Source organism: Sphaerothrix gracilis Ecp01 (assembly GCF_030405905.1).
GTDB lineage: Bacteria > Cyanobacteriota > Cyanobacteriia > Phormidesmidales > Phormidesmidaceae > Sphaerothrix > Sphaerothrix gracilis.
In genome coordinates this window covers 157,016-180,795 of sequence record NZ_JASATW010000005.1, presented here as the reverse complement: position 1 = coordinate 180,795, position 23,780 = coordinate 157,016, and the positions used below count along the sequence as shown (strand labels likewise).

Below are 23,780 nucleotides of genomic sequence, written 5' to 3'. Positions count from 1 at the left end.
TGCCTTAGTCTGACTGCTGATAGCAGTGATAAGCCGCTTCAGCCATCATGGCTGACAGTTCAGAGCGACCACGGCGATGGTAGAGATCGGCTAGCGCATTAAAAAACTGGAAGTCGCTGACGCCGGTTCCCTCTAGCTGTATGACTGTCCGCTGAGTTTCGGCAAAAGCCCGTCGGTCTGATAAACCGTGAGTTGTGACAATTTCGTGGCGTTCAGGGTTAGGCGGAGAGTCAGGCTGCATAGGGGCTGTTGCATGTTTATCAAAGTCAAGATAGCGCGATCGCCCGCTGGCAAACGTCTGTCAAAAGCGAGAAATTGCTCAGCCATTGCTCATATCAGATTCCTTGCCAGCCTCTTCTGAATCAGCCAAATTCCCGCCGCGCTCAGGCTTCCCAGCAGCGTCCCCGTTCCCCAGAGTAGTTGACCGTTTAACCACAGTAGAGTGCTGCAAACGCCCAGCAATAGGGCAAACGTCACCGAAACCCCCAGCATCGCTCGCAGCGCCTGCGTCGCCAATAACAACCGCTCTGCCGGAGACGCCTCTGCTCCCCGCGCAATCTCGGCTCTGACAACCGCCTGAGCCGCCGCATAGCTGCTGGCATCAATTTGATAGTAGGTGCCCAGGGTTTCATCCCGCAGCTGCGGCACCGATCGCACCCCAAGCTGCTTGGCCTGGGCGATCGCCTGACGAATCTGCTTCTTCGTAGCCAGCGGATAGAACGCCTCGATCACCGACTCCCGGTAAACCCCAGTCACCGCCATGTCGAGAATGCGCTGGCTGATTTCGGCTGTTGATAAACACTGCGTTAAAGCATTCATATCTGAAATCCGATCGCTGCAGTCGCCCAGAAAGCACACAGTAATTTTGTACTATCTGCCAGCAAATAGCAATGCGGCTAAGTTGTCAGAGGCATTGCCCAAACTGTACCCTAATTGAGAACAGCCCAGGGGCGTAAGCATGGCTACAGAGACATCCACACTCGGCGTTGCCGTTATTGGTACTGGCTTCGGTCAGAAGATTCACATTCCCGGACTGCAGGCCCATCACCGCACCCGTCCCGTCGCCGTCTATCACCGTGACTTAGACAAAGCCAAAGCGATCGCCCAGGCCCACGATATTCCTCACGCCTGCCCAAGCGTCGAAGCAGCCTTGGCCCTACCTGAAGTCGAGGCCGTTGCCGTTTCAACCCCGCCCTTTCTGCACTACCCGATGGCAAAAATGGCGCTAGAGGCGGGCAAGCACCTGCTGCTAGAAAAGCCCACAACTCTCTCGGCGGCTGAAGCGCGGGAACTCAATGAGCTAGCCCAGGCCCGCAATCTCATCGGCGTGATGGATTTTGAGTTTCGCTTCGTACCCGCCTGGCAGCGTTTAGCCGAATTGCTGGCCGCAGGCTATGTCGGCAACAAGCGTTTAATTAAGATTGACTGGCTGGCTGGCAGCCGCGCCAATCCCGATCGCCCCTGGAATTGGTACGCCTTGAAAGATAAAGGCGGTGGGGCTTTAGGCGCAATTGGTTCCCATGCCTTTGACTATATTGCTTGGCTGTTTGGCCCAGTGCAACAACTTTGCGCTCGCCTCAGCACCACCATTACCCAGCGCCCCGATCCCGTCAGCGGCGAACTCAAACCCGTTGATGCCGATGACACCTGCACCCTCATGCTAGACCTGCAGGATGGCACGCCCTGTCAGATGGCTTTAAGCGCCGTGGCCTATGAGGGGAGAGGACACTGGCTAGAGATCTACGGCGATCGCGGCACCCTTGTCCTGGGCAGCAGCAATTCCAGCGACTATGTTCACGGCTTCAAGCTCTATGGGGCCCCTGCCGGAGAACCCCTAACTGAGCTAGAAATTCCCAAACGGCTGGCCTTTCCTCAAACCTACGAAGATGGTCGTCTGGCCCCCTTTATCCGAGTGGTAAATCACTGGGTAGACTGTATCGATCGCGGTCAGGTAACAGCCCCTGCTTTGCCAGAGGGCTACTACTCGCAACTACTCATGGATTTGACCCACCAGTCTAGCCAGCAGGGGCGCTGGGTTGAGGTACCGCCTCACTAAGGCGTGCAGTTGCGCCAGATAGCATCTGCGACCCGGCGGACATCATGGATTTCGGCAACGTCGTGAACTCGTAAAATATCGGCTCCTCCGGCGATCGCTGCGGCACAGGTGGCTGCCGTGCCCCAAACCCGCTGACTGGGATCAGGCTGGTTCAAAATCCAGCCGATAAAGCTCTTGCGCGAAGTCCCCACCAAAATAGGAAGGTTGAGGGACTTAAACTCTGGCAGCCGCCGCAGAATGTCTAAATTTTGCGGGTAGGTTTTGGCAAAGCCGATGCCCGGATCTACGGCAATCTGCTCAGGAGAAAGACCGGCGGCGATCGCCCGCTCAGTTTGCTGCTGCAGAAAAGCAGTTATTTCAGCCACGACGTCTGTGTAGTCAGTCATCTGCTGCATCGTTTGCGGCGTGCCGCGAATATGCATCATGATGTAGGGCACCTGCTGCTGCGCCGCGACTTTGAAAATTTCAGGCTCAAACGTACCGCCAGAAATATCGTTGATGATATCAGCTCCGGCCTCAACAGCAGCCTGGGCTACAGCAGCGCGAGTGGTATCTACCGAAATCACAGTCGAGCTAAGAGCCTGATTAGGATCGCGCCGCACCGCTCGAATCACCGGAATTACTCGCTGTAGTTCGGCCTCAACTGAAATTTGCTCAGCCCCCGGACGGGTTGACTGGCCGCCAATGTCAATCAAATCAGCTCCGGCGCTGACCAAATAGCAAATGCGGCTGACGGCCATCTCTAAGCTATTGAACTGACCGCCATCGCTAAAGCTATCCGGCGTGACGTTAAGAATACCCATAAGGTACGTACGCTGCCCCCAGAGAAAAGTCTGGTTGCGGATTTTCCAAGGCTTGACATTCATACCTATACGGCCAAACAAACAGAAGTTACGCAGTTCAGAATTGAAGGCACCAGCGGGAAGGGTTAGGATCCTCCCTGCTTTTGAACAAGAGGTATAGCGATAGCTAAGGCGATCCAGCGGCTAGTTAAAGCTTAGCCGTTCAACAGGTTATCATCACTTACGTGTTTACTGTATTAAATTACACTTTTAATTCCATATCTTTACCATCACGGCTTTCAAGGCCAGTATTGAGCCATATTAATTCACGCCGCCTGATGCTGAGCGGCATCATTTAAATTCAAATCATATCTGTTAGCAACTAAGCAGCTAAGCTCCCCTCACCCCAGCGCTGATGCCACGCCAACCTGACGTAAATTTAGGCGCTAGGATAAAGGTATCTGCTTACAGCTAACATGCTAGAACTGCACTGCCACACGACCTTTTCCGACGGTACGCTAACGCCCACTCAGCTTGTTCAGTCAGCCCTAGCCGCGGGCGTTAAAGCCTTAGCCATTACTGACCATGACACTATGGCCGGATGGGACGAGGCGATCGCGGCGGCGGCGCCTTATCCGCTTGAAATAGTGCCGGGTTTAGAGCTGAGCACAGTTCATCTAGAGCGATCGCTCCATATTCTAGGCTTTTACCCCGACCGCGATCGCCTCCAGGATCCTCTGCAAGAGCGAATTGCTGGGCGGCGGCGGCGAGCCCAAAAGATGGTAGAAAAGTTGGCTGAACTGGGCTATCCGGTTGAGCTGCCGCCTATGTCAGCCGCCATGTCTCCGGGACGACCCCACATTGCTGCAGCTTTGGTAGCGGCTGGCTATGTCAAAACGACGCAGGAAGCATTTGAGCGCTGGCTGGGGGATCAAGGGCCAGCCTATGTGCCCTACGAAAAATTTTCAGTGACAGCAGGAATTCAGCTGCTGCGCAACTGCGGCGCGGTGCCGGTGTGGGCCCACCCCTATCTCTTTAGAGGCGGCAGCGTAGAAGCGGTTTTGCCGGAGCTGGTTGAGGCCGGACTGGTAGGAATTGAGGTTTATCATCCCAACCATCGACCGCGCCAGGTGGAAAAACTGCTGAAGCTATGCCGCCAGTATGAATTGCTGGCTACCGGCGGCAGCGACTATCACGGCCCGGCCAAAGACTTTAGCGAGCATACGGGCTTGAATCAGCTCCACGTGCCGCTAGCACTGCTGCCACCGCTACAGGACAAAGCCTTGCAGCTACGAGGCTTGCAGGCGATGAGGTGACTTCTACGCGCGATTAAGCCGACAACTACTGCTGATTGGCGCGGGCATCGCGAACTGCCGCAATGAAAAAGAGAACCACTAGCGGAACGCAGACGGCTAAGAGCGCAATCGTAGGGGTAGCGCCCCAATCGGGTTCACCAGAAGAGAGTTCAAAAATAGCAGCCACGGCTGAGATCGCGGCTAGACAGGCTCCGGCCAAAAAAAGGCCGCTTTTAGGCGTCATCATATTTTGAATCGCTAATAATTAAATTTTGTCTACACGGAACCGCAAAGCGCAACAGCGGCGATCGCTGTCACCTGGCCGAACCATCGCCACGCTAATCGATCGCTACGATAGCTTCTCCTATTAAACCGGATCGCCGCTCAAACAAGCAAAATTACTTACTTGCTGCTGTAGTGCTGCACGTCATTGGCCGAGAAACCATTTTTCTGGAGTTCCTGGTTGAGCGCCAGGGCATTGTCAACCCGATCGACAAACATGACGCCGCTGAGGTGATCCATTTCGTGCTGAATCGCGCGGGCCAGTAAGTCCGCTGCCTTAATCTTCTGGGGCCGACCGTTTTCATCTTTAAACGAAACCTCGATCGCGGCGGGCCGAATAACGTCTAGATAAACCCCTGGAATGCTCAGACAGCCTTCCTGCCCGGTGCAAAGCTCTTTGCTAGCGTGGGTGACTTTGGGATTGATCAGCACGATGGGCTGATTGGCCGCATTATCAGGCTCTAGGTCAATGACGATGAGCTGCTTGTTCACCGCTACCTGCGGCGCTGCTAGGCCAATACCATCAGCACTGTACATTGTGCGCAGCATTTCTCTCGCTAGCTGCCGCACCTCTTCATCTACCCGAGAAATTCGCTTCGCTGGCTGACGTAGCGCCCGATCGCCCAAAAAATGAATGTCTAGGGGTGGATTCTTTAGCTTTTTCTTTTCAACTAAAACTGAGGCCGCCATAAGCTATGAAAAATATTGTTCAATCTTTTCTATCCTAACAACACAAACTCACTTCGAGTTAGACCGATAAAATATTGTCCCTGGCTCTCGCTGATGGGTTAAGCAAAGCGTACCCGTTCTCTGCCCTTCCTGTATCTCCCCGCTTCAATCCAAACTTTTTCAACTCGCTAATTCCCAATCCGCAATAGACATGCCAAACTAATGGGCGGACTGACGGGTGTGCTGATGAAGCTTTTCCAATAGTTCGGAGGTGAGCCAATGCTGAAGCTTTTTACCAAAGCGGACTACTTAATTCGAGAAACTCTGCTGGGGCTGCGTCGGGGCGGCTGGATGAACTGGGCCGCGGTCAGCACCATGACGGTCTTGCTGTTTCTCTTTGGCATCAGCCTGCAGTCTACCTGGCAGATGGAAGGGCTACTCAACCAGTTTGGCAGTCAGCTCGAAGTCTCGGTCTATCTGGAAAGCGGCTTCGACGCGCATATCCTAGCGCCCAACATCGAGCAGATGCCGGAGGCGATCGCCGTCGAGACAGTTAGCAAGGAAGTAGCTTGGGAAAATCTGGTTAAAGAGCTAGGCATTTCTGACATTGCGGGTGCCACCGAGCAGCTCAACGGCAATCCGCTGGTAGATGAGCTAAAGGTCAAGGCCCGTTCCTCTGCCGAGGTCGCCACCTTAGCCAGCAAGCTGAATCAGATGCAGGGAGTTGATGAAGTCCTCTATGTCACGGAGGCAGTGCAGCGACTGGCACAGCTCAATGAGGGGCTACAGTGGATTAGCCTGTTTGTGATTGTAATTTTGAGCCTGACCGCGATCGCCGTCATCACCACCACAATCCGCCTCATCGTCATGGCCCGTCGCCACGAAATTGAGGTGATGCAGCTTGTAGGAGCTACCAGCGCCTGGATTTATCTGCCTTTTATCTTGCAGGGAGCTACTTTCGGCGTGATTGGGGCCGGGCTGTCCTGGGGGCTGATGCTGGCGATTCACCACTTTTTAGAAAAGTTTGCGACCCAGCAGCCAGATTTCATTCAATTTTTGATTGATGGCCTACAGCTCTCAGCCCAGCAAACCCTGCTGCTGCCCACTTCTCTCTTTGCTTTAGGCAGCGTTGTGGGCCTGATGGGGAGTCTGCTAGCGGTTCGTAAGTTTGCCCTGCGATAGAGGTTGGCAGGGTCGCGCCTAGGGGGCGATCGCTATACAATAGACAAACTGTTACGAAATATAACGGCTCCATGAGTTTCTCTGTTGCGCTTGGGGTGCTGCTAACCCTTGTCATTCTGGGGGGTCTGCTGTACCTGATCACCGCTCGCCGCTACCAGTCATCTAACACCGTCGCCAATGCCTATGATGCCTGGACGGAAGACGGCATTTTGGAATACTACTGGGGCGAACATATTCACCTGGGGCACTACGGCTCGCCGCCGGGGCGCAAAGATTTTCTCAGGGCCAAGTCAGACTTTGTGCATGAGATGGTGCGTTGGGGGAGGTTAGACCAGCTCCCGGCAGAAACCACGGTTCTAGATGTGGGCTGCGGGATTGGCGGCAGCAGCCGCATTTTGGCGCGCGACTATGGCTTTGACGTGACGGGCATTACCATCAGCCCCCAGCAAGTGAGGCGGGCACAGCAGCTTACGCCCTCAGGGGTAAGTGCTCGGTTTCAGGTAGACGATGCGATGGCCCTGTCTTTTCCAGACGGCAGCTTTGATGTGGTGTGGTCGGTTGAGGCTGGGCCGCATATGCCCGATAAGGCGGTTTTTGCGAAGGAACTGCTGCGAGTGCTGAAGCCCGGCGGCATTTTAGTGGTGGCTGACTGGAATCAGCGCGACGATCGCCGCCGACCGCTGAATTTTTGGGAAAGGCCGGTAATGCGGCAGCTCTTAGATCAGTGGTCGCATCCGGCCTTTGCTAGCATTGAGGGCTTTGCGGAGCTTTTGGAGGAAACCGGACTGGTTGCGGGTGAGGTTGTCACTGCTGACTGGACAGAAGAAACGCTGCCGTCTTGGCTAGACACTATCTGGCAGGGAATTATCCGCCCTCAGGGCTGGCTACAGTTTGGCTTGCCGGGGTTCATTAAGTCGGTGCGGGAAGTGCCGACTATCTTGCTGATGCGTCTGGGGTTTGGTGCCGGACTGTGTCGCTTTGGCATGTTTCGGGCGGTACGGGCTGAGAAATAAGGCGGGCTAGTCAGGGCTAAAGTCTGTCGGCATCAGGGAAAAGAGCCTGATGGGTAGGGCTGAAGTAGCGCTGAATAAAGTCTTTGGCGGCGGCAGGGTTGAGGCGATAGAGGGCAGCGGCGATTTCAGTGACGGCTTCGGCTTGCGGATCGCTAACTTCGTGTATCCATTGATGAACCGTGGAGCGATTAATGCCCATCGTGACGGCAAGTTTGTTTTGACTAATGCCGTGTACTTTCAAAACATTTCTGAGCGCTTCACCCGCTTTTGCCATGAATCAATGGTGTCAGAGGGTTTGAGCAACGTAAATGTTTGTAGCTACAAACACTTGTGATAGACTTGTCTTGTTTGCAACTACAAACATGGTGGTTATGGGCTGTGTTGATCGGCTGTATCGATATGGCCCATTTTTTCCTAGTCAATCACGAACCTGCCCGGTAGGAGCAGCGTGCGCTTGCCCCTTACCGGCGAATACCGAACGTTAACCAAATCTAGATGAAAAATGGATCAACAGGCAGACGAAACCAAAACGCGATCGAACCAGATGATTTTAATCGGTGCACCGTCCTGGGTACGAGGCATGATGGGACGACTACACGCGCTCGGCTTTGTGGAGATGAGCCGCTGGAGCAAACCGGAGCAGACGCCGCAAGAAGATGAGGTGATCAGCCTCTGGGCACAGCGACGGCGAGATTAAGAGGTGAGAGCGAGCCTGCCGAGATCCCTGGATTCTTCAGCTTTGTTGTGATTTATTGAACTACGCTGGCAGAATCCAGGGATCTGAAAGCGCTTTACTGAGATAGCCACCAGATTAGCAGGGCCAGTCCCAAGCCAAGCACAAACCAAATCGCTATCGGCACTCGCCGCCGATTTCGCGGTTTTGCAGGTTCGCCGCCAATAGCAGGTGCTTGCTTGGTAGGAACAACTACTTTTTTCCTAATTCTCGAATAGCAGTGTCACACCGCTCAACTATTTTCTGTAGTCCTAACTCTTCGTACAAAGCCCGTGCTTTTTCGTAAGATGATTGGGCTTCCCACTTCTGGTCAATTCTAGCTAGTGCATTACCCTTGTTGAACCAAGAAGCTGCTTCGCCATTGCGATCGCCAATTTCGCGTTTAATCTCCAAAGACTGCTGATAAAAGTTGATGGCTCGCTGATACTGGCCCAGCGAATAGTACCCATTCCCTAGACCCATAAGAGAATTTGCTTCGCCATTGCGATCGCCAATTTCGCGTTTAATTTCTAAAGACTGCTGATAGAAGTCAATTGCTCGCCGATACTGTCCCAGCGAACCGTACACATTCCCTAGATTGTTGAGAGAATTTGCTTCGAAGTTGCGGTTACCAATTTCACGAAAGATCTCTAAGGATTGCTGATAAAAGTCGATGGCCCGCTGATACTGGTCCAACGAACAGTATGCATTCCCTAGATTACAGAGAGAACTGGCTTCGCCATTACGATTGCCAATTTCACGGAAAATTTCTAAAGCCTGCTGCTGGAAGTCGATGGCTCGCTGATACTGGCCCAGCGAATCGTATACATTCCCTAGACCCATCAAAGAACTGGCTTCACCGTTGCGATCGCCAATTTCACGGAAAATTTCTAAAGCCTGCTGATAGAAGTCGATTGCCCGCTGATACTGTCCCAGCGAATCGTACGCATTCCCTAAACCCATCAAAGAACTGGCTTCACCGTTGCGATCGCTAATTTCGCGCTTGATCTCTAAAAACTGCTGGTAAAAGTCGATTGCCCGCTGGTACTGTCCCAGCCAATAGTACGCATTCCCTAGACCCATAAAAGAACTGGCTTCGCCATTGCAATCGCCAATTTCCTGATTAATCGCTATTGCCTTCTCATAAAACTCAACAGCTTGAAACGGTCGCCCGCAGGATTGTAGTGAATTGCCTATATTCTTCAGAGACTTAGCCTGCCCCGCCAAATCTCCCTTCTTTTCAGCCAGTGCTAACCCCTTCTCATAAAACTCCAACGCCTGCTGATACTCATACCGCCGCTCATACGCCTGCCCCACCTCGTTATACAGCGTCACCAACAGCGGCGACTCTGGCGTAGACTGCTCTAGCTCAGCCACCTGAGCCAGCAAATCCACCAGCGGTACCTGAGCGCTCTCATCCACCGGCTCCCGCTCCGGCATTAGGGGCATCAGCCTTGGTATTTCTGCCACCTCTCGCCCCGCCGCCACAAACTCAAACACCCCCGTCCGCCAGCTCCAAAAGTCGGGAGCCTGCTGCGCCAAGCGGGTGGCAATTCCATCCGGCAGCCACAGCACAATCGGAAAGTGAAACTGCCGCAGCGCCTCCCGCGTCCACTGCAAGGAAAAGAAAAAGCGCTCCTGCTCCGACTTCTCCGCCGCTAGCCGCACCCCTAGCAGCTCCCCCGCATTCAGCACCGTCACCACTGCCGGATCGCCTGCTTGCAGCGCCGGTTCCTGAGCTGCTAGAGCCTCCAGCGTTGCCCGTAAACTGGGCTGCTTTAGGTTTAGCCGCGCTCGCAGCGGCGTAATCCCTTCAGCTTGGAGTTCTGCTTCGTAGGCTGAGATCAGCGTGTCTTGCAAATTGCGATCGTCGCAGATTGCCAGCAATAGCTCCAACTGCTGCGTATTCGCCTTAACCGACAGCACCAGCTTGCGAAACTCGCGTTGATTCAGCGCATTCAGGTCAGAAACAGGCATGGGGGCGAAATGAGGGGGATGGGTTGAGGGAAACGCTCCCTTCGACTCCGCTCAGGGAGCATGGATTGAATATGTCTATTGTGAACGAGTTGGTTGTTGCTGATTAGATGGAGTTGCTGTTAATTAGGCGCAGCCTTGCCGGTCAAGTGAAACGAAACCCTGATAGTTGAGCAAAGTCAAAACCCTGGTGGTTGAGCGAAGTCGAAACCTAAATCAAATCCTTACGCCGCAGCAGATCCGCTACCAAAGGATGCAGGTCATACCACAGATCGTCATTCTCATATTCCAGCACATACAGCCCATGCAGCATCTCTAAGAACGCATCGCTTTTCGCATCCGGCGGCGTAAACTGCTTGTACGTTTCCACTAGCAAACCGTAGAGATTACTGCCCAAGGGCCGCGCAAACTGATTGCGCAAAGACTTCACCGCTGCCGTCAAAATCTCAGCGTTAATCTTCAGGTCAGTCACTTCTGGATTTAGCCGCAGCTCCAACATGCACTCACGGCAGCACTCTTGCCCTAGCCGCACCAGTTCCCGCAGCACGCCACCGCTCAGCAGCACAATTTGTCGCAAAATATCGCCTTCCACCAGGTCAGCCGCAATCCGCTTTTCTAGAACCCGCTGCAACATCTGCACGTTTTTTTCGATTGGCTCAGCTTCCGGCTGGTGAGCCACATCCTGCGTAAAAAACTTCGTCACCGACAGCAGCGAGATCCGACTTTCAGACTCCAGCGTAGCTAGCAGCCTTGGCTCACGCACAACGGCAATGGGAATCGTAAAAACCACCCGAATATTGGGCGAAAACAGAGCCTTAATATTGTCCTGAAAGATGGACTCAACCACTGCCAAATCCAGCTTGTCGAGATCGTCAATGATGACCAGCACCTCTTTTTTAGTGGTGCTTTGAATGGCAATGGCGATGCGATCTATCTGCTGAGAAAGCTCCGAAACGCGGCGCTCGTAGGTTTCTTTAATCTCTTCTCGAAAAGCCCCCTCTTTTTGCAGCTTGCCAGTGAAGAAGTCAAAGATATTGACTCCGGCTGACAGCTCTTGCTTGAGCTGCTCACTATAAGTGCGAGACTTGGTTTGAGAAAACCAGTTGAGCAGAGCGTTTTTGGTACCTTCTGGAATCGGCACCTGTCGCTTAGTGGCCTGACTCAGCAGCTTTAGGGCAATGGAATAGAGAATGTTGATGTGGTTTACGTCCGACATTTCCACCATGTCGGCAATCGAGAAGCTGGCGACAAACAGGTTTTGCTGACGCAGATTTCTCGCTAGCTGATTGAGCAGAGTCGATTTACCGCAGCCGCGATGTCCGGTGAAGATTAGCTTGCCGTCAGCCTCCATCGCCAGAATTTCATCTTCTAGCCGCAGCCGCGCCCGCTCCCCATAAGCCACCCGAAATCTTTCAATCTCGTCCGCTTTAACCAGAGGGAACAGGTTGAGATTACGATATGCCTCGGTGAACTGGGCGTAGCGATCGCCGTCCATGCTTTTCTTTCCCAAAACCTAGTTCATCATATCGCCACGGGCTGCTTACTCCACCGCCAGCGACACCCGATTTGCCCCCATGTCTCGAATATCATTCAGCAGCTTCGCCACCTGGCTGTAGGGCAGCGTCTTATCCGCCTTCAAGATAATCTGGCCGTCAGGATTTTCAGCCCCGTAAGCCCGTACCGTCTGGGCCAGTTGGGTCAAGTTCACCGCCTCATTGTCTAGCACAATTTGATTATCTTGGCTCAGCCCCACTACGAGGGGCTGGCTGTCCTCTGACAGCAGTTCCGCCTCTTCAGGCCCCTGAGAAATAGACTCTGGCAGCTCTACATTCACTACCTGCCGTCCCGTCAGCGTCATGGAAATGATGATGAAGAACGTTAAAACCGTCATCAATACATCCATCATCGGAATCAAGTTGACTTCAGGAAGGCGCGAACTGGGATGCTTTTTGCGAGAACGCATAATAGTTTACTCTTCGATCGCTAAAGAAACGCGATCGCCTCCTACCTCACGCATCGCTTCTACAAACTGAATCACTTCCTCGTAGGATAAATTTTCCGCTGGCACTATGTAGACCGTTTTACCAGGATTCTGGCTCAGGTAGGTTTCAATGCGGAGCTTGAGCTGATCTGCGCCAATAGGAGTCTCGTTAAGCAGCGGCTGACCCTGATTGTCTAAGCGGATTAGAAAGAGCTGGCGCAGCTGCTCCGGGGTAATTTCTGGAGCCTCTTCGCCCTGAGGCGGCAGCTCCATTTCTAACAGCTTTTGGCTGGTGAGGGTGAGGGTAATGGTGACAAAAAAGGCCAAAATTCCCATCATCACCGTCAGCATGGGAATCAGGTCAACTTGGGGCAGTTTTTCTTCACGCGGCTGGCGAAATCGCATGACGGTGGCTAGTGGCGATCGCCCGACAGAATTTTGGGCGGTCTGTTGGTGCTTTCAGGCAGGGCATTGTCAGCCGCTAAAATCGCTGGCTCGTACCAGTATTGGCGATAGATTAGCTCTAACTCGTTACCTGCATCCGAAAAGTAATCTATCTGCTGTGCCTGCAGGGAAACCAGCAGGCGAAAAATCAGCAGAGCCAAGATTGCCACCACCATCCCCGCCGCCGTCGTAATCAGAGCTTCGCCAATGCCCGCCGCTGCTGCCGAGGCCTGCTCAGTGCTGCCGCCGCCGCCAATGTCCAGGCTGCCAAAGGTGGCGATCAGTCCGGTGACGGTGCCGAGGAGTCCCAATAGTGGCGCTACAGCCACCACCGTTTCTAACAGCTTGTCTCCCTTGCGCATTTTGACAAATTCGCGATCGCCCGCTGCCTCCATTGCCAACCGAAAAGTTTCTGGAGACGGATGCTTTAATCTCAAAGGGGCTAGCAAAAAACGACCGATCGGTAAGTCTTGTGATCGCTGGGCGATCGCCGCCGCCGCGCCTAGATCTTGCCGCGCCGTCTCTAAAACCTGACTGACAATCTGCCCTTCTCGCCGCAGCAGCCGCGTCCAAAACCAGGCACGCTCAAAGCCGCAGGCAATGGTTAAAACCGAAGCTCCCAAAATTGGCACCATGACGGGGCCACCTCTAGCCAAAAAATCAAATACGGTCGTCATGTCAATTTGAGCAGCGCATATAAATTAGTGGGGCAAGACCGCTTCAGCATACCGGACTTATCTAGGTGGGCTATTAAGGCGATGTAAGCACCAGATTAATCAAAGGTTAAGCCCGTTAATCTAATCGCTATCATCGGCGGTAGCGTCTGCTGGCTCTGGAGTAGATGGACTTGATTCTAGCGAATCTGTAGTAGAGACAGCGGGAGCCACGTAGCGAATTTCCTGCCAGTTGAGATTGCCTTGGGCATCTATTTTAACGGTCACGGCTGGGATGCGATCGCGGCCCGCAATCGGATCGCCAATCACATTACACTCGAAACTTTCGCTGGGTAAATTTAGTCGATAAAGAGAACCGCAATCAACAGCAGGTCGTTGCCCCAAATCCTGCCCCAAAGCTGTCTGAATGTCGGTTTCTAAAGCCGTAACGTTGAGGATTACCGGAGATGAGGGCACTGTCCAATCCACATGACCTAAGTCATTTAATTGACGCACTTCGACATTAAAAGTTGCGGTAGAGGGAAGTTCAGCCACGCAGTTAAACACAACACCCGGCTGCTGGTCAATACCACTGGGGCATGTTACCGATTTAACCCTAATTCGATAACCTTGCTGTTCAATCCCTGCTTTGATTTCGCCTTCTAGCTGAGGCGTGTTTAAGCGAGCATTACAACTTGCTGCCAGCAAACTACAGAGAGAAATTAGGCATCCGTATCGCATCGTGTTTCGTAAAAGAAATACATTCAAGACGGCTTCTACTATACGAGATTGCTACAGGGTACACGTAAAGACAGCATTAAGGCTTGCAGCTACCAAGAGACGTCATCAGTTCTTAGCAATCTGAAGAGTTCTTGCAAATTCACCAGATTGACTACCTCTTTATATAGCTCAGACGAATATTTTCTTTCTGAGAAGTTGCCTCTGAAAGATTGGCAGTTTATTTGATATTTGATGAAAGTTAAGTGAGTGGATCTACCTGGCGATTGATCAAGTTTTTACCTCTTATTTGCGATGCGGTGCCTTCCACCCCAAAAGTTCCTGAAGTTTTTCACGGTTGCGGCTGTCATAGCAACAGCTGCTTATTCGGCTATAAAGATTGATAAAGCTGAAGCAGCGACTTTATCAATTGGGCAGAACTTTACCAGTAGCTCTTTGGCAGCCGATAGCGATCTGATTCCTCCAAGTCCTGCTGGTAGCGTTGGCTCAGATCACATTATTGAGTTTGTAAATGACGGCTACAAAGTTTATGAAAAAACTTCAGGCAACCTGGTAAAAACCAGTACCTTAGATCAGTTCTGGCTGAGCGCTGGCGTCAATTTTTCCGGCTTTACCTTCGATCCAAGAGTTGTTTACGACCCGTTTAACCAGCGCTGGTTTGCGGCTTCAGTTGATAACGCTGATGCCAACAATCAATTTTTGCTAGCTGTCTCTAACTCAGACAGTCCGCTCTCAGGTTGGACAGGTTTTGCGATAGATAGTGACTCCGACAATCAGCGCTGGGCTGATTTTCCCACCTTGGGCTTTGATCGTGATGGACTCTATCTAGCTGCCAATATGTTTCCGCAGACAGGCGGCAGTGCTTTTAGGCTAGAAACTCATATTTTGGCAGTACCCAAAGCAGACCTGTTGAGCAACAGTCCTACGGTGGCTCAAGCCGTACTATTTGAGAACAACAACATCGCTCAAACAGGCTTAAACTTACAGCCATCGCTCAACCTAGATAACGCTAATGCAGCTATCTTGCTGTCTAGTTTCAACGCCGATCGGCTCCAGCCCACCCAAATTCAAAACGTCACCAGCGCTCCAGCATTGACTATCGACACGCCGATCGCCCTAGAAGCTTATGACACTAAATTTTCAGCCGATCAGCCAGGGCCAAAACAAAACTTAGAAACCGGGGGCGATCGCCTCAGCACCCACACCATCACCCAAAACGGAGCCATCTGGGGCGTACAAACCGTCGAGCAGGATGGACGCGCTGCTCTACGCTGGTTTCAGATCGATGTGGCTAGCGGCGAGCTGCTGCAGGAAGGACTGATTGCTGATTCAGATAATGATTTTTACTACGGATCGATCGCGGTCAATGACTATGAAGACGTAGTGATTGGCTTTAATGCCTCTGGCCCCAATCAGTTTGTCAGCGCCTACGCCATTACAGGACAAACCACTGGCAACACCACTGCTTTTACTGAGCCGCTGCTGCTGCAGGCTGGCGTCAGCGACTACGAGGTGACGTTTGGTGCCGGTCGCAATCGCTGGGGCGACTATAGCGCCACGGCCTTAGACCCCACCGATCAGCTTAAGTTTTGGACTTTTCAGGAGTACGTATCGGCAACGGATATTTGGTCTACCCAGATTACTGAGCTAGATTTACGCCCTGACTTTGATCCGACCCGGCTAGTGAACGGTGGTTTTGAATCGGGCTTGACGGGCTGGCTCAGCCGGGGAGCGGTGCAGGCGGCAGGTAATACAGGGGGAATAGACCCCAGTCAGGGACAGTTTCAGGCCGTTCTGTCTGCTTCAGGTGAGGTGCTCGGCAGTTCCAGCCTGGAGAATTTTCTACAGCTTCCGCCCAACAGTCTGGGCGCGGTTGAAAATGCGGTCGGCTCCGCTCTGCGTCAATCTTTCTTTGCCCAAGCGGGAGAAACCCTCACTTTAAACTGGCAGCTCTTAACCCAGGGACTCACGCTTGACCCCAGCACCTCTGCTTTTATCTCAATCAGCCGCCTCAGCGACGCTTTTGAGACAGTGAATTCTCAACTGTTCTCGCTGCTAGAAAATTATGACCCGACGGCAGGAGCGCAAACCTTCTCATTTGTAGTGCCAGAGACAGGGACGTATTCTCTGGGGATTAGCCTCGCCACGGCAGACAGCGCTAACGACCCCCAACTTTTAGTCGATAGAGTAGCTCTCAAGCAAAAGCCGAAAGATCCCACTGAAGTGCCTGAAGCGGGAACAGTGGGAGGACTAGCTTTGCTGGGGTTTGGTTGGGTGAGTCGTCGGCTATGGCAGCGCCATCAGGCCGCGTGATAACAAAGTAGATGGCTAAATTAAATTTAGGCTACTTTTTATGACCACCACGACGCTGCTCAAATTAGCCGTTATGATGGAGCACAGCTTTATAGTCATGCTTTGTAGCTGACGGAGGTTATCTACATGAAGGCAAAGTTACTGGTGCCCTTGGCAGCGATCGCCCTGCTAGGACTGCCCGCCAAAGTTTGGGCACACGCGGTTCAAACCAACTATTTTGTTCCCCTGTTTACTGAACCAAGCGATTCAGCGGGGGCGGTAGAGTCTAGCGTCAGCAGCGAGGAAGCAACGCTGGTGCTGGAATCAACTTTTGGCGACGGTTCGCCTTTTGTGGGAGCAGAAGTAAGCGTCTACGCGCCCAACGATCCAGAAACACCCTGGCAGATGGGCACTACCGATACCAGCGGCCAGTTTGCTTTTGTGCCAGATGAATCCCTACCGGGTGACTGGACAATTAAAATCCGGCAGGAAGGCCACGGCGATATTTTGACGATTCCGGTGGGCGAAACTGGAATTGACTTTCAAAATATCAGCGAAGGGCCAAAGCTCGATACTCACTACGCAGCGCTCTCTCCCATTGCGATCGCCATTTTGGCAGGCGTTGGGGGAATTGGGATCGCAGCTAGCCGCTACCGCCGGGCCTAGTTTATCAAGTCATAATCTGCCGGCAATAGGACAGGATAAACACGTCCGCCGAGCTAACGGCGTGGCTCAATCACCAGTTCTCGATAGCCCGTCTGTGGATCAGGGGCGCGGTTAAAGGCGATCTCGTTCAGCTCACCCACGACGATTTCAGCAGTGGTGTAGACAATACAGCCGGGTAAAACATGGCCGCCGAGCAGTTTTCCCTGCGCGTCAGCCAGCGCGATGTGCAGGTGAGCCGCTTGGGCTGAAAAGGTGCCGACTAGAGACACAATCTCAAATCGCTGCTGTCGCTGCTCTCCTTCAGCCTGTCCGGCATAGCGCAGATGCGCCGCCTGTAGGCTGCCAACGGCTGTCAAAACAAAACCGGCCTGCAGTTCGTGAACTTGAGCGAACTCCAGCAGGCTGAGCTTTAGATCAGCGCCGGGCGTCAGCCGCAACGCCAAGGAACTAAGGGGCGATCGCGTCATAATTTTAGACTCACGGTGGCAGCGGACTGGTCTACAGGCAGACGCTTGGCATACCACCACTGCTGCAGTTCGGGGGGCAGAGCAAACGTATACAAGGTCGTTACAAATGGCTCACTGCGGTAGCCCTGACCAACGATTTCAACGCTGTAGGAAGCAAATTTTCGCGTTGCCATATCCGGCACTAGGCGGCGACCAATTCGGCGCCAACTGGGTTCCTTACCCCGCCACTGCAGGCGACAGCAGGGCCAAGGGAGCTGCTCTCGGTCAAACAGCCGACAGCAAGGCCCGACAACGCGGTAGGTCAAATGTGCCCCCGGACTTTGAAAAATATGTCCTGTAGGCCAGGGATGTTTAAGATTATGCGCTGACGGGGACTCCATGACTTCTGCAAGCAGTGCTAGGTTAGGGATATAGCTTGGAGAATTTTACATGTCTGAAGCCATTACAGCGGCAGTGAGCGATCGCATTTGCAAGCACATGAATAAAGATCATGCCGAGGCTGTTTTGACCTATGCCCAGATTTTTGGCGGCATTCAATCGGCCACAGCCGCCTCAATGGAATCCATCGACGCTGAGGGGATGAATCTGACAGCTCAGGTTGACGGTCAGCCTACCCCAGTGCGGGTGGACTTTGATCATACGTTAGAAAGCGCTCAGGATGCTCATCATACCCTGGTGGACATGTTGAAACAGGTGCAGGCCAGTCCCAACGCCGCCCAGTAGAGGAAGTATGAGCGTAGAAATTCGCTTCCTACCAGATAACATAGTGACTCAGGCTGAAGCCGGAGAGCCTTTGCTACAGGTAGCTGACCGGGCAGGCGTCACCATTCCCACAGGCTGCCTGATGGGATCTTGTCATGCCTGTGAAGTGGAAGTGGAAGGAGAAGCTGACCCAATTTGCGCCTGCATTACGGCGGTTCCCAGTGGGCGATCGCAGATGACGGTGAATCTCTATGTCGATCCGACCTGGTAAACAGTAGGGAAGATGGGGTAGCTGCGGTTCGGTTCTACTTACCCTAGTCCGTAGTTTGCCTTGCTACAGTGGCATTAAGCGCTACATCAGATGTAGCACCGCTCCCAGGGTTATACAGCCCAGCGAGTATTTGTTGTCCGAGTGAGGTAGCTGTTGTGAATAACGCGCCCGGTCAAGCGTCAGATTTTTTAGGCAAGTCTGCTGGTGACAATGCCCTGATGCAGTACGTTCAATCTTTAGAGCCTGAAATGATTGCTCAGCTCTCTAAGCCTGATTCCTCAGAAGTTTTGCAGGTGATGGAGCACAATATTGTCGGTCTCTTAGGCGGATTGCCATCGCAGCATTTTGACATTACGATTACGACTAGCCGTGAGCACCTAGGGCGGCTGCTGGCTTCTGCCATGATGAGCGGTTATTTTCTCCGCAGCGCCGAGCAGAGAATGACCTTTGAGCAGTCTTTAGCCAACGTAGATAGCTCCAGCCTGTCTGATTAATTTAAGTCTGAACGCTTTTCTTGAATCAGCCTGAATTATTGAGAGAGATTTCAGCTTCGGCAAGTTCGTCAGCGGACTTGCCGAATTCTGTTGTAGAGGAGCTGCGGCGATCGCTGCTGGACTGGTACGCTCAGTTTGGCCGCGATCTGCCCTGGCGACGTAGCCGCGATCCTTATGCCATCTGGATTTCGGAGATTATGCTGCAGCAGACACAGGTGAAGACGGTTTTGCCCTACTACCAGCGCTGGCTGCAGCAGTTTCCTACGGTTGAAGCATTGGCGGCGGCTGACCAGCAAACCGTACTCAAAGCATGGCAGGGGCTGGGCTACTATGCGCGGGCCAGAAATCTACACCGCGCGGCTCAAGCAGTCGTGCAGCAGCATCAGGGGCAGTTTCCTCGTCAGTTAGCGGCGGCGATCGCTCTGCCGGGCATTGGCCGCACCACCGCCGGCGGTATTCTCAGCGCGGCGTTTAACCAGGCCGTGCCCATCTTAGACGGCAACGTTAAGCGGGTGCTGGCGCGGCTGATCGCCCTGCCGCAGCCCCCTAGCAAAGCCCTCGATCGCCTCTGGTCGCTTTCAGCCACCCTGCTTGATCCGCAGCAGCCCAGAGATTTCAACCAGGCCCTGATGGATCTAGGGGCCACCCTTTGCACTCGCCACAGCCCAGCCTGCCTGCTTTGTCCTTGGCAGCGCCACTGCGCGGCCTACAATCAGAATGTACAGTCGGAGCTACCTATGTCTGAAAGTCGTCCGCCGCTGCCCCACAAATTTATCGGCGTCGCCGTCATCCGTAACGATCAGGGCCAGATTCTGATCGATCGCCGTCGTCAGGAAGGACTGCTTGGCGGCATGTGGGAGTTTCCCGGTGGCAAAGTTGAGCCAGAAGAAACGATTGAAGCCTGCATCAAACGGGAGATCAAAGAAGAACTGGATATTGAAATTGAGGTGGGCGATCGCCTGATTGTAGTAGAACATGCCTACACCCACTTCAAAGTCACGCTCAACGTGCATCACTGCCGCCACCTCAGCGGTGAGCCGCAGCCGCTTGAATGTGACGAAATTCGCTGGGTAACGTTAGATGAGATCGACCAGTATCCCTTTCCATCGGCCAACGTGCAGATTATCGACGCCTTGAGAGCGGCAACTGCTTAGACATAGCGGGCGAAGCGAAAATTAGCGGGCCCAAGCGGTGAGGTTCCAGACCGAGAAAAACAGAAATGCAGACACAATCGCAATTAGACTCCACTTGATAGCGTTTTTTTGCAGGTTGCGCCATTGAGCATTTTCAACCGTTTCGCGCTGAACCCTAAGCTGCTTTTGGGCCGACTGGATTTCAGCATTCACCTGCTCGGTCAGAGCCTGAGAGTCACTAACTTCTATAGCTGTGGTCTGCCCAGCCAGGGCTGCGGCTAGAGCATCCATCTCCTGAGCAGTCGCATTTTCAACTCTGGCTTGCAGTTGTTCTAGCTGAGCAATCTGCTGCCTATATTCTAGGTTTGTTCGCTCAGTTGTTTCTGTTTTCAGCTTGATGCTTGAGCTGACGCTGAGTGGAACCAGACTCAAAAACAGCAGTCCGACAATCAAGGTTGACCAGGAAAGTCCCCATAGAAGTCGCTTTTCCCACTTATTGCGCCAGGTCATTTCACCAAAGAAAACCAGAACCAGGGCAATTAGGGCCAGCGGCATTCTTTCTAATAGACTAGCCACCATGCCTAATTCCCAATCTGGATCCATGAAATAAGCCGGAATGAAAATATCTCCTAGCTGTACGGCAAATATGAAAAGTAGGCCATAACCAGACAGGCGAATTAAAGCAGTTGTCTTACGAGAGTCAGTCATTTTAGACGCGGTATGAGCCATTTTGGGACACCTGATAGGTTGGATGAAAAGGCTAATCTAGCTAGTCAAAGCGGGAAAATTGAGGTTGCCACTGCGCCTGCCAGTCAAACCAGGCTTGCTCTAGCACCTGATAGTCTTCGCCTGGGTCTTTCTGAGCTGAACTGGTAGACATCAGTACCCAGAGGCAGCGAAAGTCACGAATATTTTCTGAAGTCAATAGCCATTTCAAAAGACGTGGGCTGAGAATGTCGTAGCGATAGCGGTTATCTCTAAACTGCGGCAGGGTGACTGTGCTTTCTCCTTTAGGATTGATACAGCTAGCTAAATAGCGTTTTTCCTGATAGGGAAATAGGAGGTAATAGCCAACGGCTGCCTGATATTTCTCTGTTTTGAGGGCAGGTCTAACAGATTCAATGGGAATAGCCGTGTTTTGCTCTAAAAAACCAGCGACGTTGCCGCTCGTATCAACCATGTAGTACATTTCCGCAGTCAAAAATCGCGAGTTTTGCTGATATCGGTAAATTTGACCGTTGATCAGAAAGCGATTTTGAGCCTCTGGGTTAGCAGGGGCCGCAATTGGTTGACTTGCTAAAAAGCGAAAATTGGCAAGAGCGATCCTGTCTGGAAAAGTCAGTGGCTGCGGCTTGATTCGCTCAGACACAGAAGCTTCTGAAGCCAGGAGCAGCTTACCCAGTACGCCAAAAATGCTTAGACAAGTTAGGCATAAAAGAATGCTTCTGAGCGATCGCCAGTACTGCCTAGTTTGCTTTGATTCAAGCATAAGCTATCTACTCTGGCTGGAGAGTAAAGAAACAGAAAAGCCCCAACAAGGTAATAGAAACCGCCGAAAAAATGAGAGATCCATTACCCACATGCCAATATTCAAAAGCTTCCTGGCCGGAAGAAGCCGCTAGGACTGCCATCAAACCCACGCGAACTGAGTTGACTAAAAAGCCAAAAGCGATCGCCGCAATGGGCAAAAAGACTCGTTGTATCCGCTGAGTTGAGTAAAGAAGTAGAAAAATAACTGAGGTTCCTAGAAGCTGCATCATCAGGCTGTAACCAGCACAGCCCGGATTTACTTCGACACTGCCCGCAGGTAGAACCACGTAAACACCTTGACGATAGACATCGAAGCCTGCGTACCACAAAAAGATTGTGGCGGCCTGAGCCGTACTTTTAGAAATATCGAGAAGCTGAGAAAGCAGGCCGCTGTGGGGAATTAAAAGCGATAAAACTAGCAGTTCCCGCCAGTACTGTGGCAGCCCTCTCAAGCCCGAAGCTACTAGAGCTAAGGCCAAAGCCGCTAAAAAAGGCAGCAGCCGTAAAAAGAAGTCGGCGCTGCCCAAAGCCTGACTTTTAACTAAGATTAGAGTTACCAAGCATAGCCCCAACAAAGTGCTAAACCAGCCGCTTTGCAATCTCAGTTTTTCGTGTTTTTGCCAGATCAAATAGGTAATCGCAGACCAATAGAGCAAGCTAGTGCTGAAAAGCTCGCTTTGCCCCAGCCGATCCGTCATGGTTAGATGAATTGCGACGAGGCCAGTTCCAATGCCTAATAGCCAAAATTTATCTGCTACAAACCGCTTTGAAAAAGCTTGAGGCATCATTGACGTTTACCTAAAAGAAGCAACAGCTTGAAGCTAAGCGATAGTTCTAATCGACAAAAATAAAGCCAGTGGAATGACCGGCCTAAAAATTTAGATTGGCCAACAACGAAATTTCAAGAAGCCCTGTCAACGTTGGTTTTTGCTATGCTCAACGCCAACTTACAAAAGCCTCAATTTTTAGATACGTCACGCCAGTAGGTAAATAGCGCCGCTCAATAAGCGATTGAGCCTTGGCAGAGGGCAGAGAAAATGCAGCTACAGCTTTCAACCTGAGTCTGGTTTGAGACTGGGCGATCGCTCTACCCTACTGACAAGCCCCCGCACTTTGAATGAGCTAACAGAAACCAGGTTTAGGCTTCTGCAGACTTGCGCTTAGCGGCGTTCCGTTTACGGTTGAGCAGCGCTCCAAACCCCAAGGCAATACCAGATCCTACAGTTGTAATTGGTTCGGGCACTGACTCGTTAACGAAGCTCTCACTGCCGCCATTCTCAAAGCCTTGAGCATGAAGACCTACCCGCAGAGTTCCGCGCCGTAAGTCAGTCACAACGGCATTAAAGGAATCATCAAAACCTGGCAAAACGTTGAAAACAAGGCCGACAAATTCTGAAGAAGGATCTAGGACTGAATCAACATCGTTGTTCACTCCCTTAGGTTGAACCGGGCTGGTTGCGCCAGCACTGAAAGAGGTTGAAAAGCCAATTGTCCGGCCCGCTGGCATATTAGAGCTACCGGGATGGTTAGTTGAGAAATTGACGCCGGTAGAGTTAATAATTTCAGCAATAGAGCCTAAAGTTTTAAAGCCGGTATCTTCAAAATAGACGCGGGTAATGGATGAGGCCGATGAGCCAAAATTGAAAAACTTAAACATCACCTGAGTGGAGCTATGCTGAGTCAGCTTGACCTTAAACTGATTGCTGCCAGCCTCGCAGTTAGCAGCATTGTTATTGCTGACACAGCCAAAGCCAAAAGCAGGAATAGAACGAGGTGTCACGGCTTGGGCTGCAGTAGGGTTTATAGCAGGAACGATGACGCTCGCGGCTACCGCTAAAGACGAAAACAACAAAGGCTTTTGCAGATTTTTTTTCATTGTGTTGGTAAATTCCTGAGAAAGGAATTGCTAGAGAGCTATTTCTAGATTTTGGCGATCGCGTATCCCCATAGCTTGTTAGAACCGCCCAAGAGGATTAGACAGATGCTCAGTTTTTCTGCACAATTTGTTTCAAAGAAAAAATCTCTGAAACAAACGCGTTGATGATGCTGAGATCAATCAGACTTCTCTTGATGAGATCAATATCTCAAGTGAACGCAGTCGAACGAGAATGCTGACTAAGAAGTTTTTACTAATATCTACCTGCAGATTGAAGTTAAAGCGGGGACGGATTCAACTTGAAGCTGCAACGTGTCGATTAGTTTTTTCGTAGAGCTAAACTATAGATGCTGACTTCTATACTCCCACCTAGTAGAAATCCCGCAAATATCTTTTAGAACGAGTTTATGCAAGCTTTAACTGCAAGCGGTTCTTTGACCCAGTTTTATAAAGGATTAAACCAAGCTCGCAAACTGTATCCCGCTAGACTGGAGCCAAGTGAGGGGGTTAAACTGGCGACGGCAATTTTCTTGATTGCTCTCTAGGCAAACGCTTCGCTTCTCCGTCT

Annotated in this window: 29 protein-coding genes; 11 read left to right on the top strand and 18 right to left on the bottom strand. The window is 52.1% G+C overall.

Annotated features, from left to right (window positions below):
• Positions 1 to 4 precede the first annotated feature (4 nt).
• The gene (locus QJQ48_RS07290; protein ID WP_346290548.1) at positions 5 to 241 is read right to left on the bottom strand and encodes a hypothetical protein; all 237 of its coding nucleotides are present in this window, start codon (positions 239 to 241) and stop codon (positions 5 to 7) included.
• 89 nt (positions 242 to 330) lie between these two features.
• Entirely contained in the window at positions 331 to 819 is a 489-nt protein-coding gene (locus tag QJQ48_RS07285; protein ID WP_346290547.1) for a hypothetical protein, read from the bottom strand.
• A 139-nt stretch (positions 820 to 958) separates the two neighbouring features.
• On the opposite strand from QJQ48_RS07285, the gene QJQ48_RS07280 reads away from it, so the two are divergent.
• Positions 959 to 2,056, top strand: coding sequence for a Gfo/Idh/MocA family protein (locus tag QJQ48_RS07280; RefSeq protein WP_346290546.1), 1,098 nt, complete (start codon positions 959 to 961; stop codon positions 2,054 to 2,056).
• Here the strand turns inward: QJQ48_RS07280 and folP are convergent.
• The gene (gene folP / locus QJQ48_RS07275; protein ID WP_346290545.1) at positions 2,053 to 2,922 is read right to left on the bottom strand and encodes a dihydropteroate synthase; all 870 of its coding nucleotides are present in this window, start codon (positions 2,920 to 2,922) and stop codon (positions 2,053 to 2,055) included. The genes QJQ48_RS07280 and folP overlap by 4 nt on opposite strands.
• Before the next feature lie 392 nt (positions 2,923 to 3,314).
• Here folP and QJQ48_RS07270 point away from each other — a divergent pair, with 392 nt between their 5' ends.
• On the top strand, positions 3,315 to 4,154 hold the full coding sequence (locus QJQ48_RS07270) for a PHP domain-containing protein (protein ID WP_346290544.1): 840 nt from the start codon (positions 3,315 to 3,317) through the stop codon (positions 4,152 to 4,154).
• Between the two features lie 25 nt (positions 4,155 to 4,179).
• Here the strand turns inward: QJQ48_RS07270 and QJQ48_RS07265 are convergent, their stop codons facing one another.
• Together QJQ48_RS07265 and def are read right to left on the bottom strand one after the other, a co-directional pair.
• Positions 4,180 to 4,377 (bottom strand): hypothetical protein, encoded by a 198-nt coding sequence (locus QJQ48_RS07265; protein ID WP_346290653.1) that lies wholly within the window; start codon positions 4,375 to 4,377, stop codon positions 4,180 to 4,182.
• Between the two features lie 158 nt (positions 4,378 to 4,535).
• Entirely contained in the window at positions 4,536 to 5,105 is a 570-nt protein-coding gene (gene def / locus QJQ48_RS07260; protein WP_346290543.1) for a peptide deformylase, read from the bottom strand.
• 258 nt (positions 5,106 to 5,363) lie between these two features.
• Here def and QJQ48_RS07255 point away from each other — a divergent pair, with 258 nt between their 5' ends.
• Positions 5,364 to 6,266 carry a cell division protein FtsX gene (locus tag QJQ48_RS07255; protein ID WP_346290542.1) on the top strand — a complete coding sequence of 301 codons (903 nt, stop codon included), beginning with the start codon at positions 5,364 to 5,366 and terminating at the stop codon, positions 6,264 to 6,266.
• Positions 6,267 to 6,337: 71 nt separating this feature from the next.
• A complete protein-coding gene (locus QJQ48_RS07250) occupies positions 6,338 to 7,279 on the top strand; it encodes a methyltransferase domain-containing protein (RefSeq protein WP_346290541.1) in 942 nt (313 codons plus the stop codon).
• A 16-nt stretch (positions 7,280 to 7,295) separates the two neighbouring features.
• On the opposite strand, the gene QJQ48_RS07245 is transcribed toward QJQ48_RS07250, so the two are convergent.
• Positions 7,296 to 7,553, bottom strand: coding sequence for a helix-turn-helix domain-containing protein (locus tag QJQ48_RS07245; protein WP_346290540.1), 258 nt, complete (start codon positions 7,551 to 7,553; stop codon positions 7,296 to 7,298).
• A 228-nt stretch (positions 7,554 to 7,781) separates the two neighbouring features.
• Between QJQ48_RS07245 and QJQ48_RS07240 the strand changes: the two genes are divergently transcribed.
• Positions 7,782 to 7,976: a hypothetical protein gene (locus tag QJQ48_RS07240; RefSeq protein WP_346290539.1), complete on the top strand. Its 195-nt coding sequence runs from the start codon at positions 7,782 to 7,784 to the stop codon at positions 7,974 to 7,976.
• Between the two features lie 228 nt (positions 7,977 to 8,204).
• Here the strand turns inward: QJQ48_RS07240 and QJQ48_RS07235 are convergent, their stop codons facing one another.
• From QJQ48_RS07235 to QJQ48_RS07210, 6 genes are all read right to left on the bottom strand, one after another.
• On the bottom strand, positions 8,205 to 9,968 hold the full coding sequence (locus QJQ48_RS07235) for a tetratricopeptide repeat protein (RefSeq protein ID WP_346290538.1): 1,764 nt from the start codon (positions 9,966 to 9,968) through the stop codon (positions 8,205 to 8,207).
• A 208-nt stretch (positions 9,969 to 10,176) separates the two neighbouring features.
• Entirely contained in the window at positions 10,177 to 11,475 is a 1,299-nt protein-coding gene (locus QJQ48_RS07230) for an NACHT domain-containing protein (RefSeq protein WP_346290537.1), read from the bottom strand.
• Positions 11,476 to 11,505: 30 nt separating this feature from the next.
• Entirely contained in the window at positions 11,506 to 11,928 is a 423-nt protein-coding gene (locus QJQ48_RS07225; RefSeq protein ID WP_346290536.1) for an ExbD/TolR family protein, read from the bottom strand.
• A gap of 6 nt (positions 11,929 to 11,934) precedes the next feature.
• Complete coding sequence (locus tag QJQ48_RS07220) at positions 11,935 to 12,351, bottom strand: ExbD/TolR family protein (RefSeq protein ID WP_346290535.1); 417 nt, start codon at positions 12,349 to 12,351, stop codon at positions 11,935 to 11,937.
• Between the two features lie 8 nt (positions 12,352 to 12,359).
• Positions 12,360 to 13,067, bottom strand: coding sequence for a MotA/TolQ/ExbB proton channel family protein (locus QJQ48_RS07215; protein ID WP_346290534.1), 708 nt, complete (start codon positions 13,065 to 13,067; stop codon positions 12,360 to 12,362).
• Between the two features lie 120 nt (positions 13,068 to 13,187).
• The gene (locus QJQ48_RS07210) at positions 13,188 to 13,784 is read right to left on the bottom strand and encodes a DUF4333 domain-containing protein (RefSeq protein ID WP_346290533.1); all 597 of its coding nucleotides are present in this window, start codon (positions 13,782 to 13,784) and stop codon (positions 13,188 to 13,190) included.
• Positions 13,785 to 14,075: 291 nt separating this feature from the next.
• On the opposite strand from QJQ48_RS07210, the gene QJQ48_RS07205 reads away from it, so the two are divergent.
• Positions 14,076 to 16,094, top strand: coding sequence for a hypothetical protein (locus QJQ48_RS07205; protein WP_346290532.1), 2,019 nt, complete (start codon positions 14,076 to 14,078; stop codon positions 16,092 to 16,094).
• A gap of 126 nt (positions 16,095 to 16,220) precedes the next feature.
• A complete protein-coding gene (locus QJQ48_RS07200) occupies positions 16,221 to 16,739 on the top strand; it encodes a carboxypeptidase regulatory-like domain-containing protein (RefSeq protein WP_346290531.1) in 519 nt (172 codons plus the stop codon).
• A gap of 53 nt (positions 16,740 to 16,792) precedes the next feature.
• On the opposite strand, the gene QJQ48_RS07195 is transcribed toward QJQ48_RS07200, so the two are convergent.
• Together QJQ48_RS07195 and QJQ48_RS07190 are read right to left on the bottom strand one after the other, a co-directional pair.
• A complete protein-coding gene (locus QJQ48_RS07195; protein WP_346290530.1) occupies positions 16,793 to 17,206 on the bottom strand; it encodes a PPC domain-containing DNA-binding protein in 414 nt (137 codons plus the stop codon).
• Positions 17,203 to 17,586: a hypothetical protein gene (locus QJQ48_RS07190; protein ID WP_346290529.1), complete on the bottom strand. Its 384-nt coding sequence runs from the start codon at positions 17,584 to 17,586 to the stop codon at positions 17,203 to 17,205. The genes QJQ48_RS07195 and QJQ48_RS07190 overlap by 4 nt, the downstream gene beginning before the upstream one ends.
• 49 nt (positions 17,587 to 17,635) lie before the next feature.
• Here QJQ48_RS07190 and QJQ48_RS07185 point away from each other — a divergent pair, with 49 nt between their 5' ends.
• The 4 genes from QJQ48_RS07185 (at position 17,636) to mutY (ending at position 19,827) form a co-directional block, all read left to right on the top strand.
• Positions 17,636 to 17,929, top strand: a complete 294-nt coding sequence (locus QJQ48_RS07185; RefSeq protein ID WP_346290528.1) for a DUF2470 domain-containing protein — start codon at positions 17,636 to 17,638, stop codon at positions 17,927 to 17,929.
• A 7-nt stretch (positions 17,930 to 17,936) separates the two neighbouring features.
• A complete protein-coding gene (locus tag QJQ48_RS07180) occupies positions 17,937 to 18,179 on the top strand; it encodes a 2Fe-2S iron-sulfur cluster-binding protein (RefSeq protein ID WP_346290527.1) in 243 nt (80 codons plus the stop codon).
• Between the two features lie 155 nt (positions 18,180 to 18,334).
• The gene (locus QJQ48_RS07175; RefSeq protein WP_346290526.1) at positions 18,335 to 18,673 is read left to right on the top strand and encodes a DUF760 domain-containing protein; all 339 of its coding nucleotides are present in this window, start codon (positions 18,335 to 18,337) and stop codon (positions 18,671 to 18,673) included.
• A 77-nt stretch (positions 18,674 to 18,750) separates the two neighbouring features.
• Positions 18,751 to 19,827, top strand: coding sequence for an A/G-specific adenine glycosylase (mutY, locus tag QJQ48_RS07170; RefSeq protein ID WP_346290525.1), 1,077 nt, complete (start codon positions 18,751 to 18,753; stop codon positions 19,825 to 19,827).
• A 21-nt stretch (positions 19,828 to 19,848) separates the two neighbouring features.
• Here the strand turns inward: mutY and hpsJ-A are convergent, their stop codons facing one another.
• From hpsJ-A to QJQ48_RS07150, 4 genes are all read right to left on the bottom strand, one after another.
• A complete protein-coding gene (gene hpsJ-A, locus QJQ48_RS07165) occupies positions 19,849 to 20,514 on the bottom strand; it encodes an HpsJ-like protein, cyanoexosortase A-associated (protein ID WP_346290524.1) in 666 nt (221 codons plus the stop codon).
• 61 nt (positions 20,515 to 20,575) lie between these two features.
• Positions 20,576 to 21,295 carry a cyanoexosortase A system-associated protein gene (locus QJQ48_RS07160; RefSeq protein WP_346290523.1) on the bottom strand — a complete coding sequence of 240 codons (720 nt, stop codon included), beginning with the start codon at positions 21,293 to 21,295 and terminating at the stop codon, positions 20,576 to 20,578.
• Positions 21,296 to 21,302: 7 nt separating this feature from the next.
• On the bottom strand, positions 21,303 to 22,124 hold the full coding sequence (gene crtA / locus QJQ48_RS07155) for a cyanoexosortase A (RefSeq protein ID WP_346290522.1): 822 nt from the start codon (positions 22,122 to 22,124) through the stop codon (positions 21,303 to 21,305).
• A gap of 350 nt (positions 22,125 to 22,474) precedes the next feature.
• Positions 22,475 to 23,116 (bottom strand): PEP-CTERM sorting domain-containing protein, encoded by a 642-nt coding sequence (locus tag QJQ48_RS07150; protein WP_346290521.1) that lies wholly within the window; start codon positions 23,114 to 23,116, stop codon positions 22,475 to 22,477.
• Between the last annotated feature and the right edge of the window lie 664 nt (positions 23,117 to 23,780).